Origin of the sequence: Marinilactibacillus sp. 15R, from assembly GCF_001895285.1 — a bacterium.
Classification (GTDB): Bacteria; Bacillota; Bacilli; order Lactobacillales; family Carnobacteriaceae_A; genus Marinilactibacillus; species Marinilactibacillus piezotolerans.
In genome coordinates this window covers 450,777-463,063 of the sequence record NZ_CP017761.1, presented here as the reverse complement: position 1 = coordinate 463,063, position 12,287 = coordinate 450,777, and the positions used below count along the sequence as shown (strand labels likewise).

General features: G+C 36.1%; 10 protein-coding genes and 1 pseudogene. 9 read left to right on the top strand and 2 right to left on the bottom strand.

Annotated features, from left to right (window positions below; all coding sequences use genetic code 11):
* Positions 1-34 precede the first annotated feature (34 nt).
* From BKP56_RS02310 to BKP56_RS02285, 6 genes are all read left to right on the top strand, one after another.
* Positions 35-1,612, top strand: a complete 1,578-nt coding sequence (locus tag BKP56_RS02310; RefSeq protein WP_072693534.1) for a Mur ligase family protein — start codon at positions 35-37, stop codon at positions 1,610-1,612.
* On the top strand, positions 1,609-2,313 hold the full coding sequence (locus tag BKP56_RS02305; RefSeq protein WP_072693533.1) for an aspartate/glutamate racemase family protein: 705 nt from the start codon (positions 1,609-1,611) through the stop codon (positions 2,311-2,313). The genes BKP56_RS02310 and BKP56_RS02305 overlap by 4 nt, the downstream gene beginning before the upstream one ends.
* 194 nt (positions 2,314-2,507) lie before the next feature.
* Complete coding sequence (locus tag BKP56_RS02300) at positions 2,508-3,458, top strand: ATP-grasp domain-containing protein (protein WP_072693532.1); 951 nt, start codon at positions 2,508-2,510, stop codon at positions 3,456-3,458.
* 83 nt (positions 3,459-3,541) lie between these two features.
* A complete protein-coding gene (locus BKP56_RS02295) occupies positions 3,542-4,207 on the top strand; it encodes a TraX family protein (protein WP_198033972.1) in 666 nt (221 codons plus the stop codon).
* A gap of 120 nt (positions 4,208-4,327) precedes the next feature.
* The gene (locus tag BKP56_RS02290; RefSeq protein ID WP_072693530.1) at positions 4,328-5,554 is read left to right on the top strand and encodes an SH3 domain-containing protein; all 1,227 of its coding nucleotides are present in this window, start codon (positions 4,328-4,330) and stop codon (positions 5,552-5,554) included.
* Positions 5,555-5,707: 153 nt separating this feature from the next.
* Positions 5,708-6,139, top strand: coding sequence for a CopY/TcrY family copper transport repressor (locus BKP56_RS02285; RefSeq protein ID WP_072693529.1), 432 nt, complete (start codon positions 5,708-5,710; stop codon positions 6,137-6,139).
* Between the two features lie 92 nt (positions 6,140-6,231).
* Here BKP56_RS02285 and BKP56_RS14175 read toward each other — a convergent pair.
* Both BKP56_RS14175 and BKP56_RS02270 read right to left on the bottom strand, forming a co-directional pair.
* Positions 6,232-8,086, bottom strand: a pseudogene (locus BKP56_RS14175) (ABC transporter permease/substrate binding protein).
* A complete protein-coding gene (locus BKP56_RS02270; protein ID WP_072693526.1) occupies positions 8,076-9,284 on the bottom strand; it encodes a quaternary amine ABC transporter ATP-binding protein in 1,209 nt (402 codons plus the stop codon). Before BKP56_RS02270 ends, BKP56_RS14175 begins: the two are co-directional and overlap by 11 nt.
* 750 nt (positions 9,285-10,034) lie before the next feature.
* Here BKP56_RS02270 and ehuB point away from each other — a divergent pair.
* Genes ehuB through ehuD form a run of 3 tightly spaced genes read left to right on the top strand, consistent with a single transcriptional unit; the run spans position 10,035 to position 12,284 of the window.
* Complete coding sequence (gene ehuB, locus BKP56_RS02265; RefSeq protein WP_072693525.1) at positions 10,035-10,916, top strand: ectoine/hydroxyectoine ABC transporter substrate-binding protein EhuB; 882 nt, start codon at positions 10,035-10,037, stop codon at positions 10,914-10,916.
* A 57-nt stretch (positions 10,917-10,973) separates the two neighbouring features.
* Positions 10,974-11,621: an ectoine/hydroxyectoine ABC transporter permease subunit EhuC gene (gene ehuC / locus BKP56_RS02260; RefSeq protein WP_072693524.1), complete on the top strand. Its 648-nt coding sequence runs from the start codon at positions 10,974-10,976 to the stop codon at positions 11,619-11,621.
* On the top strand, positions 11,622-12,284 hold the full coding sequence (gene ehuD, locus BKP56_RS13715) for an ectoine/hydroxyectoine ABC transporter permease subunit EhuD (protein ID WP_198033971.1): 663 nt from the start codon (positions 11,622-11,624) through the stop codon (positions 12,282-12,284).
* Positions 12,285-12,287: the final 3 nt, after the last annotated feature.

Genomic DNA, 12,287 nt, shown 5'->3' with positions numbered 1-12,287 from the left:
ATTAGAAGGTTAAACTGAAAAGGAGAAACGACTAATGATTCAATTATCAACTTTACTTGATGCAATTGAAGTAAAAGAATCGAAAAACCATCATGATCAATTGGTCTCTGAAGTGGCTTATCATTCAGAAAAAGTAAAAAAAGATGCACTGTTTGTTTGTATCAGAGGATATAAAACAGATGGACATCAATACGCAGAAAAGGCAGTTCAAAGTGGGGCAGCAGCGCTTGTGGTAGAAGAATTTGTCCCGAATCTTCATGTTGCCCAATACTTAGTTGATGATTCCCGTCAGGCGCTAGCAGCTCTTGGTGATCAGTATTATAATCATCCTTCTAAAGACTTAAATGTTATTGGAATAACAGCTACCAATGGTAAAACATCTACATCATTTATGACTAATGCAATTTTAGAAGAAAACAACTGGAAAACTGGACTTATGGGTACAGTTATGGTCAAATTCGGTGAGACATTGATTCCGAGCGTTTTAACAACCCCTGAGTCACTTGACTTGCATGAATACTTTGCGAAAATGCGTGACGAAAATATTTCTCATGTAACAATGGAAGTTTCTTCTTCTGCGTTAGATTTGAAAAGGGTAGGAAATGTTGACTTTAACATTGTAGCGCTAAACAATATCAGTCGGGAACACATTGATCTTCATGGTTCCTTTGAAGAATATTATAATGCGAAAGCAAGTCTGATCAGAGAAGCTTCTGCCGATGAATTTGCAGTATTAAATTTAGACGATGCTCATTCCGCATCGTTAGCCCAGGAAACAAAAGCAACTACTGTCACGTACGGTATAGAAAATGATAATGGGCATTTATATTGTTCAGATATTGATTTGTCCACAGGAAGAGGAACCTTCACAGTTGAAATCAAACGACCTTTTCAAACAGTGAATGGTGATTGGGTAAAGGAATCTTCTTTTGAAGTAACACTCTCAGTAGCTGGATATCATTCTGTTTACAATGCAATGAGTGCAATTGCCATTGGTTTGATTAGTGGTGTTTCTATCTCGACAATTCAGAGAGGAATCAGAAATTTCAAAGGTGTAGAACGCAGATTCCAGTTTATTTATGAAAATGATTTTAAAATAGTAGATGATCATTTTGCTAATGCAGGCAATATTGACGTAACGTTAGAAACACTCACAAAAATGGATTACAACGATTTACATTTAGTTTATGCGATTCGTGGAAGCAGAGGAGTGACAACAAACCTGGAAAATGCAGAGACCTTGGCTAAATGGGTTCCAGAATTGGGCTTGAAAAAGGTAATTGTTTCTTTAAGCGAATCCCATGTAACGAGTAAAGATATAGTGACATCAAAAGAGCTTGAAGCATTTGAAAAAACGATGGAAAAAGCTGGTGTAGAAGTTGAGTTGCACCATGAAATGCCGGATGCTTTACAGTCAAGCCTTGAACAAGTAAAGGCAGGAGATTTGATTGTAATGGGGGGAGCACAAGGAATGGACTTTGGAGCTAAATATATCTTGAACCAGCTTGTCGAAATGAAACCTGAATTAGATGCAGAAGCTATACTCGCACCCTTGAAAGAGCGAGTTGCTGGAATAGACGAGTCTTTTTTGAATAAGGAAGATGCGCAGTGAATAAACAGGAAAAAGTGATCGGTGTTTTAGGCGGAATGGGACCGGAAGCAACAGCTAGTTTCTTCTACAAATTGATTCATTCGACTAAAGGAGTTAAAAAGGATCAAGATCATTTTAGGATATTTATTGATAACAATCCTAAGATACCTGATAGAACAAAAGCGATACTAGGAGAAGGCGAAAGTCCACTGCCAGCTTTGATAGAAACTGCTAAAAATGTGGAAAAAGCCGGTGCAGATGTTATTGCTGTTCCGTGTATAACCTCCAATTATTTCTTGAAAGAAGTTCAAAAGGAAGTACCTATTCCAATTGCAGACGTATTTGCCGAGTTGGATAAGTATCTCAGACAAAATCCAAATAACATAAAAAAAGTTGGCGTATTATGTACAACCGGAACTCGTAAAACTGAACTTTTTCAAAATAAGCTGGATGCATTTGAGATTTTTTATCCAAGTCCCGATACTCAAAAAGCAAAAGTTATGGAAGCTATATACGGTCCAGAAGGAATTAAACAAGGAAATATTGGAAATGTTCCTAAACGACTACTTCAGGAAGCTGCGTTAGAATTGATCAATGCGGGTGTAGATGTGATTATTTCAGGTTGTACAGAGATAGAACTAGCCTTAAAACAAGAAGATGTAACAATCCCACTGATTGATCCTATGCAGGTTCTTGCAGAAAGTTTAACAAGAAATACCTAATAATTAAATATAAAAAAGGTTATACGATTTTTAAGATAGAAAAGTATAACCTTTTTTGCGTCCATTAAAACATTTCATTTATATCACAAAAAGTCAAGAGTATAGATTGGAAACACGAATAATAGTGTGATGGTAATTAGCTTATAATTGTAAGAAAGAGATTACTATAAAATAATAAACTTGAGGGATGCTTAATGAATAAAGTTTATATTATTCATGAAAATATGGAGTGGACAAAACATTTAATTGATAGATTAGAAATGTTGGAAGTGCCCTACGAAGAATGGGACTTGTCTGAAGGGCTAATTAACTTATCAGAAACTCCGCCACCTGGAATCTATTATAATCGAATGAGTGCTTCTTCTCATACTAGAGGACATCGATTTGCACCAGAGTTAACAGATCACATTTTAAACTGGTTAGAACTTCATGGACGAACAGTTATAAATGGCCCAGAAGCAATTGAATTAGAAGTCAGTAAATTAAAACAATACTTTGCTTTAAATAAAGTAGGTATTCTAACACCCAAGACCATTGGTGCAGTTGGTATCCAAAATATTATTCAAGCAGCTAAAACACTTAATGAATGGCCGTTTATTATTAAACATAATAGAGCTGGCAAAGGATTGGGGGTTCATCTGATTTACTCATTGGAAGAATTGACAGAATATCTAAACGGAGTAGAATTTGAAGATTCTATAGATGGAATCAGCTTAGTTCAACAATATATCGAATCAGCAAGTGGGAAAATCGTTCGTGCAGAATTTATAGGAGGCGAATTCTTTTATAGTGTAGAAATTGAGTCTAATGACAGTTTTGAATTGTGCCCAGCAGATAATTGTCAAATACCCAATTCATTAGAAACTAATCGGGGGGAAACTATCCAACCAGTAAAGTTTAAAATTAAAGAAAATCTTTTGACTCCTCTAGAAATAAAAGCCTATCAGAATTTTTTGACAGAAAATCATATCCAGGTAGCTGCACTAGAGTTTATTAGGGACGCACAAGGGAAAATGTATACCTATGATGTTAATACAAATACGAATTACAATCCAGACGCCGAACAAGAGAGTAATACATACGCCATGTTGGAGCTTGCATCCTACTTGAAGAAAAAGCTAGCTCAAGAAAATACGAGTAATTAGACTTTAGAGAATTTTTATGGTTATAGAAAATAATAAAATCTGGTAATACTTATTAGTAATAATTATCGATTGGGGTGCCTATATTGAAAAGTGATAGATCATTAAGTATAGCTTCGACAGGAGTAAATGCAAATGTCCTGAAAATCGTAGCTATAATTGCCATGTTTTTTGACCATGCCACATTAGCTTTTATACCGGAAGGAACACCACTGAATTGGAGTGTGCATTTTTTTGGAAGACTTGCTGCACCACTGATTTGTTATCTGATTGCAGAAGGATATCACTACACAAGTAATAAAAAAGCATATACTAAAAGACTATTCTTATTTGCATTAATTTCTCACTTTCCTTATGTATTGTACTATAATTTGAGTATATGGAAGGCGACAAGTGTTATGTGGTCTTTAACTTTGGGACTGATTGCGCTGACAATAGCGAATCATAAAAAATTGAACTTATATGCAAAGTCAGCGCTTATTTTAGCTTGTTGTTTAGCAGCCTATACAGCCAACTGGAATTACATAGCGGTATTATGGATCGTTAGTTTTGGTGTATTTCGAGACCAGTTTGACAAAAAGGTAGTTGCTTATGTGGCGATTGGATTTTTCCTATACGTACTGCCGGGTATACAAGAATACGGTGCTGCCGTTTCGTACCGCTTCGGATTTTTAATGGCAATTGTATTCTTTTATTTATACAACAGACAGCCTGGTAAAAGAAATGCCTTTATAAAATGGTCATTCTATTGATTTTACCCGGCTCATTTAGTCTTGCTTTTGCTACTAAGTACATTCTTTTTGTGATAAAATCAACTAAATATATTATTTGAAATTTAAACATTAAGATTGAATAGATAAAGGAGCTTTGATTTGAGAGATAAAAAACCAGCTATTATCGCTGTGCTTAGTGTGATACTGCTTGTATTGATTGTCTATATTATACAAGATGTGCGTTCTGATAGAAACCAAGCGCTTGACGAAGACTCTGTAGAAGAGGAGCTACCTCCTGTAGACCAGTCTGATGAAGAAAATGGAGAGTTGACAGAAAAACCAGAAGTTGAAACTCCAGAGTTTCCTATTTGGTATGAGGAAGGTCCTTTTGAATTACCAATTACAGGGGCTGGTGGGTATACATCAATTGAACTGAATATGTATACAGAGCCAAACGCCCAGACGCCAATAGTTGAAAAGCTAGAAGCGGGTACTCCATTCGAAATACAGGAAGAAAAAGAAGAATGGTGGCTAGTTAAAACAGAATCTGGGAATTTGGGTTGGTTAAAACATCAGTTTGCTTTAATTAATTTGCCAGATGTGGTTCCATCAATCATTTATGATCATACGAATAGTTACAATGCACAATTTAAATCATCTTATGTGGATATTCCAGAGCTTACGGGGCAGGCATTATATGAGATGATTGACTATAATAATAGATTAGATGAAGAGACATATATAATGCCAATTCTTTACCAAACAGCTAAAAAAGTATATGATGCTCAACAAATTGCACTTCAAAATGGAGAATCTTTAATAGTCTATGAAACATTTAGACCACGAGATGTTCAACTGTTAGTAAATGAAGCGTTAGCTGATTTAGCAGAAAGTAACGATGTAGTTAAAGCGGGTATAACAAAAGAACCGTGGAGCATGACGTGGTTTATAAATACGAATGTTTCAAATCACCAAAGAGGAGTAGCTATTGACCTAAGTCTTGTCCGAGTGGATGAACTATCAGAACGTATCGTCGGAGATTATCATGTTCCTAAAGTTTTGGACTATACACCCTATGAAATGCAAACGCCACTTCATGAACTAAGTATTAATTCAGCCATGTTTACTAAGCCTATTGCATCAAAAGATCAAGAAGGCTGGAAAAAGATGGAAGTAAGTAGTGCCGTGACAGAACCAGCTTTACGATTGCAGGAATATATGACAGAGGCTGGCTTCACACCTTTAGCTTCTGAGTGGTGGCACTTTAACGATGTAGACGCTCTGAATAGTATAGGGGAAAAAGCAGGAACAGGGAAGTTTCGAATTACGCAGAGTCTGAATCGACCCCCTAAATGGGAAGAAGTTAGAACCATTACAACTGAATAGGAAATCAATCAGTATATAAGGTTTAGTTATCTTATATACTGATTTTTCGTATAAAGTAAGTTATTACTAATAAAGCAAAACTTGACTTGATTCGTTTACGGATGTAAACTAATAACAATAGGAGTATTTAACCGAACAGAAGGAGAAAGTAACATGCAGGAAAATCAAATTACTGCTTCAGAATGGGAAGTCATGAGAGTTGTTTGGGCAAATAAACAAACCACTAGTAAATATATCAGCGAAGTTTTAGAAGATAAAATGAATTGGAAACCAGTTACTACAAAAACACTGATTGGCCGATTAGTTAAAAAAAATAAATTAAGTACAATTGAAGAAGGCAGGAAATATTTATACTCACCTCAAGTTACTGAGCAGGAATGTATACAAGAATCCAGTAAAGAAGTATTACAGCAAGTATGTTCGAAAAAAAGAGGATCTGTTCTTTATCAGATGATAGAAGATACTACGGTAAGCATAAAAGATATTGAAAAAATGCAGAAACTTTTGGAAGAGAAAAAAACATCGGCCCCAGAAGTGATTCTGTGTCAGTGTACACCAGGACAATGTAATTGTTCTTTAAGTTAATGTTGTATTAAAACAAAAAAAGCTGGTTACTCTCAAGAGAGAGTAACCAGCTTTTAAAGTATTATTAAAACCGAATAAAGTTTAGGGGAATTTTATTCTCCTACTCCGTCAGTCCATTCTGCTACTTTATCTTCATTTGCATCAACCCAAGCACGAGCAGCATCTTCAGGGGCAGTACCTTCTTGAATATCTAACATAACAGCTTCCATATCTTCAGTAGACCATTGGAAGTTTTCTAGAATCTGGTATGCTTCTGGCATATCTTCTTCTAGACCTTCGCGAGCAAAGGTATCAATTGTTTCAGCATCGCCGAATGAGCCTTCAGGATCTTCTAGATATTTAAGATCATAAGATTGGAACATCCAGTGCGGAGACCATCCAGTAATAACAATATCTTCTTCGTTATCAATTGCTTGTTTTAACTGAGTTGTCATAGCACCGGAAGAAGAAGTTTGCACATTCCAATCTGCAAGATTCTCGTAATCTTCAAGGGACTGTTCCGCAGCAGCTACAACACCAGCACCAGCTTCGATACCAGTAATAGTTTGTCCAGCTTCATCACTTAAATCAGCAATAGAATCAACATCCATATACTCAGGAACAACTAAACCAATTGCAGCTCCCTCAAGGTTGGTACCTAAGTGAACCATATCGTCTCCATACTCTTCAAGTTGAGGTGCATGAGTTCCGGGTAACCAGGCAGCTACCATTGCATCAGCATCTCCGCTTGCAACAGCTTCCCACATGATTGCGTTATCTAGCTGAGTTGTTTCAGCATCGTAACCATAATCTTCAAGAACCGTAGCAATTACGTTTGTAGAAGCAATTTCAGTATCCCAAGCAACATAAGCTAAGTTGATTTCACCGGATACCCCGTTATCATCTCCAGAATCAGCTGAATCTGAGTCATTGCTGCAGGCAGCTAAAAATAGTGCTGATGCAGAAGCAGCAGTTAGTCCGAATTTTTTCCAATTAATTGTCAAAATAAATCTCTCCTTTAGTTTTTATCATCTTTGAGTACAAAGATGTTTTTTCATAAGTTAAGTGATATAAAAAGAGTTTAACGAGTAAGTTATATTCCTCACTCAATGGTGATCATTATTTTTTGTTAAATCCTTGCATGATTCTATCTAAGATAATTGCTAGGACAACTAAAGCTAGCCCAGCTACAAACCCAGGTCCAACTTGAGCACGTTGTAAGGCGTTGATTACACGTTCACCGAGTCCTGGAGCACCGATCATTGAAGCAATAACGACCATTGATAATGCTAATAAGACAGTTTGGTTAATCCCAGCCATCATAGTTGCTTTTGCTAGAGGCAATTCCACTTTAAATAGGCGTTGTGAACCTGTGCTACCAAATGATTCAGCAGCTTCTACCATTTCTTCTGAAACTTGACGGATACCTAAGTTGGTAAAGCGAACAGTAGGTGGTAAAGCAAATATTACAGCTGAGAAAACACCGGGAACCATACCTATTCCGAAAAATGCTACAGCTGGAATCAGATAAACGAAAGCCGGCATTGTCTGCATAAAGTCTAATATTGGGGTAAGAATCACATTTGCAACTTTACTTTTTGCCATTAGAATACCAGATGGTACACCAATAATAATTGAAATCAAACTTGCTACTATAACTAACGTAAATGTATACATTAGAGGTTCCCATAACCCTTGGTTTTGAATATAAATTAAACCAATTAATGTGAAAAGAGGTATTCCAATTTTCTTCTTAGTCGCAAAGAAAGCTAGGGCTACCATTATAAGAATAAATACAATAGGTGGGATTAAAAGTAACAAATCAGTTACTGTATCCATAAACCATGTTCCACCATCTTGGATTGCTCCAAATAGGAACGCTAAATTATCTGTTAACCAGTCAATCATACTCGAGATCCATTCAGAAACGGGTACGCGAGGGATAAAGTCTAATATACTATTCTCCATCAATTGTTACCTCCTCTCGTTCTTTTGCAAGAGCACCAATTACTAATCCACGAACAACGATTCCTAATAGTCTATCGTTTTCGTCGACAACTGCTACAGGTGTTTGCGCTTCATGAATGACATCATATAATTCATGAATTAATGTTTCTTTTGGTACTTTAGGGATATCTGTGCGAATAATTGATTCTAATGTTGCAACGTTTTCTTTAACTAAACGAGCAGCATCATCAGCTACAACATAACCCAATAGTTTTTGATTTTCTCCAACAACTAATAGACTAGATAAGCTTTCTGTTCTCATACGATTTAAAGCAACTCTAGGTCCACTTTGTCCTAATCTTACAGTTTGTGGACGTGCCATAATATTTTCTGCAGTCAATACTTTAGAGCGATCGACATCTTCAACGAAACGTTCTACGTAATCATTAGCAGGATTGGTTAGGATTTCCTCACCGGTACCAATTTGAACCACTTCTCCGTCTTTCATAATCGCAACACGATCACCGATTCTAAGAGATTCATTTAAGTCATGAGTGATGAATATGATTGTTTTGTGCATTTTTTCTTGCATTTCGAGTAATTCATCTTGCATATCTCTACGGATTAATGGATCTAATGCTGAGAATGCTTCATCCATTAAAAGGATTTCTGGATCATTCGCAAGGGCACGCGCTAAACCGACACGCTGTTGCATACCACCAGATAATTGGTTAGGGTGTTGATCCTTATATGGAAGAAGTCCGGCATTATCAAGAGCTTGTTCAGCTTTTTTCTGACGTTCTTCTTTATCAATACCTTGAACTTCCAAACCATACTCGGTGTTTTCTAAAATAGTGCGATGAGGGAAAAGACCAAAGTTCTGAAAGACCATCGAAATTTTTTCGCGACGGACCTTACGTAGTTCTTTTTTCTCCATTTTGGAAATGTCATCACCATCAATTAATATGTTTCCTTCTGTAGGTTCGATCAATCTGTTTAACATACGAACTAAAGTTGATTTACCACTACCAGATAATCCCATGATGACAAAAATTTCGCCTTCTTGGACTTCAAAACTTGCTTGATTAACACCGACAGTTGCTCCAGTTTTTTGTAGAATTTCATCTTTCTGTTTTCCTTGATGAATTAACTCAAGAGCTTGCTGCTCTTTCTTACCGAAAATTTTAACTAAATTTTGTACTTCTACTTTTGTAGTCAAGAAATCATTACCTCCTCAATAATATTGTTCTTACTGTATATAGTGAATTAGACTTTCACTTATTGCTTGTAACAAAAGGCTTTGTTTACATAACATGACTTTTTGCGCCTTTTTTTGCACAATTACAATCGTAACAAACCATAAGGTAACTGTAAAACGATTTGCCCGTATTATAAATAAAAGCTTGAAATGTAATCGTTTCAATATGTTGGTGCGAAGCTTTTCTAAGAATTCGATTAGAAAATGGAAAATAATACTTAGTATGTAATCATATTGTAACGCAAGTAAGTGATAAAATCACGTAATATAGTTTGGATCATATGAGCGGATAAGCTTTAATGGAATAAATTAAATAACGGACGTTCCAAGTTGAAAGAAAAGGGTTTTAAATGATTTTACTGTAAAATCAATTATAAGAGAAACTGAAATTATTTAGTAAAAGAATATTTTCGTTTATCAACAATGTTAAAATTATTACATAAAAAAATAAATATATTACCAAGAATAATGTAATTATTGAAAAACAGAATATAGACATTGCTAACCTGTATAATATTAATAATACAGCAAAGATGGATTAGTTGACTCTAAGAAAAAATCTTTGATAAGGTAAAGGCGCCCATATTGATGTTTAAAATAAATGAATCATAACTCTTTATTTTTCTGCATTAATATATGAAGAAACATCGTTAAGAATGAAAGCATACTGTTTAAATTCTTTATGATTTAAATAAAATAGGAGGAAATATGATGACAAAAGTTAAGAAAAGAAACTTTTGCCTTTTTCTTATGGTTGGATTACTTTTTTTACAAGGTTGCAGTATTTTTGGAAATGATCAAAGTAAGACGACACTAGAAAGGATAAAAGAAGAAGGAGCTGTAACGGTAGGCTTTGCGAATGAGCAACCATATGCTTATCAGAATGCGAGTGGAGAATTAACAGGTTCTTCTGTTGAAATAGCGAAAAGAATATTAGAAAATTTAGGTGTTACTGAAGTTGATGGAGTGTTAACGGAATTTGCGTCTCTTATACCTGGACTGCAAGCGGAAAGATTTGATTTAGTAACAGCAGGAATGTTCATTACACCTGATAGAGCTTCAGCAGATTATGTGGAATTTGCTAATCCAGAGTATACAATTGGAGAAGCTATTGCTGTTGAACAAGGAAATCCCTTGGAACTTTTTTCTTATGAAGATATTGCAGCAAATGAACAAGCGGTTATTGCTGTGCCTTCTGGGACAGTAGAATATGATTATTTATTGGAAGTGGGGGTACCTGAAAATAGAGTTACGACAGTTCCAGATATGCCATCTGCTTTGGCGGCGCTGCAAGCAGGGCGAGTAGATGCTATTACTGCAACAGGTCCTTCCCTGCAATCTATACTTGATACAGCTCAAGATGAAGGCGTTGAACGTGTAGAGGATTTTAAACAGCCAGTAATAGATGGCAAAGAAGCAATCAACTATGGTGCTACAGTGTTTCGTGAAGCTGATCAGGATTTCATTGAGGCTTTTAACAAAGAACTAGAACGGTTGAAAGAGTCTGGTGAATTACTGGAAATTATTCAAGAATTTGGTTTTACAGAAGAAGACTTGCCGGGAGATGCTACAGTAGAAGACGCAATTAAGTGAAAATACTCTCCAATATAAAAATTTATTAAGTAATAAATGAAAGGAAGTGGCATAAAAATGAACTTTTGGGAAGTTATAATTTCTTTACTCGGTCAGGGTCTATGGATTACTTTACTAACGACTATTCTCTCCGCAATTTTAGCATTGGTTCTCGGTTTTGCAGGAGGGTTAATGAGACTTTCGCGGAATAAAATTATTCGGTTTATAGTGGGGATATATGTAGAAGTGTTTCGTGGGACTTCACTATTGGTACAGCTGTTCTGGATATATTACGTATTGCCAATGTTTGGAATTACGCTCTCTGCAGTAACAGCAGCTGTTCTAGCAATTGGTCTCAATTATGGAGCGTATACTTCGGAAGTTGTTCGAAGCGGGATCCAATCAGTGGACGAAGGTCAGATAGAAGCAACGATTGCTTTAAACATGACCAAAGTACAGCGTATGCGCAGAGTCATTATACCGCAAGCCTTCATACTAATGCTGCCTAATCTTGGGAATCAGTTAATTGAATTATTTAAAAGTACATCATTAGTAGCGCTGATTACTCTAACAGATCTAACATATCAAGCTGATGTACTGAATGCAACGACATTACAGACTACACAGATCTATACTGCTTTATTAGTGATTTACTTTGTGATTGCATGGCCGATGACAAAAGGGATGAAAGTATTAGAGCGAAAGCTTACAGAAGGGAGGATGTAAATGAGAATTTGGGATTGGGATTATGCATTCGAAATACTACCAGAAATTATCTCGGCGCTATGGGTAACGATTACGGCAACAATAGTAGGATTTGGATTAGCGCTTGTACTTGGACTAATATGGACTCTTTTAATTCGTTCTGACTCTAAAGGAGTTTCGGCTATTGCAGGAGGAATCGTTACGTTTGTGAGAAATACACCTATACTAGTGCAGCTGTTCTTTATCTTTTACGTCTTTCCAGAGTTTGGAGTTTCGTTAGAACCTTTTGTAGCAGGAGTAATTGGGTTAGGGTTACATTATAGTACCTACCTTTCAGAAGTGTTTCGCAGCGGAATAGAATCTGTTAATCCAGGTCAATGGGAAGTTGCCACAGCTTTGAATTTTACTAAAAGAAAAACGTGGACAAGAATTATTCTTCCCCAAGCTTTTCCGCCGGTTCTTCCAGTAATAGGGAATTACTTTATTACAATGTTTAAAGAAACACCGCTACTTTCTGCTATTACCTTAGTAGAAATACTGCAGACGGCTAAAAATATTGGAGCGGGAACATTCAGATACACGGAACCATTTACCATAGTTGGGATACTGTTCTTAGCATTGAGTTATCCTGCTTCGCTTTTATTAAGAAACCTAGAGAATAGAATCTCTGAGAGATATCAGTAACCG

Excerpts from the sequence above, each read along its gene's own strand:
- BKP56_RS02310 (WP_072693534.1), top strand. The coding sequence starts at position 35 with ATGATTCAATTATCAACTTTACTTGATGCAATTGAAGTAAAAGAATCG.
- BKP56_RS02300 (WP_072693532.1), top strand. The coding sequence starts at position 2,508 with ATGAATAAAGTTTATATTATTCATGAAAATATGGAGTGGACAAAACAT.
- BKP56_RS02285 (WP_072693529.1), top strand. The coding sequence starts at position 5,708 with ATGCAGGAAAATCAAATTACTGCTTCAGAATGGGAAGTCATGAGAGTT.
- ehuB (WP_072693525.1), top strand. The coding sequence starts at position 10,035 with ATGACAAAAGTTAAGAAAAGAAACTTTTGCCTTTTTCTTATGGTTGGA.
- ehuC (WP_072693524.1), top strand. The coding sequence starts at position 10,974 with ATGAACTTTTGGGAAGTTATAATTTCTTTACTCGGTCAGGGTCTATGG.
- ehuD (WP_198033971.1), top strand. The coding sequence starts at position 11,622 with ATGAGAATTTGGGATTGGGATTATGCATTCGAAATACTACCAGAAATT.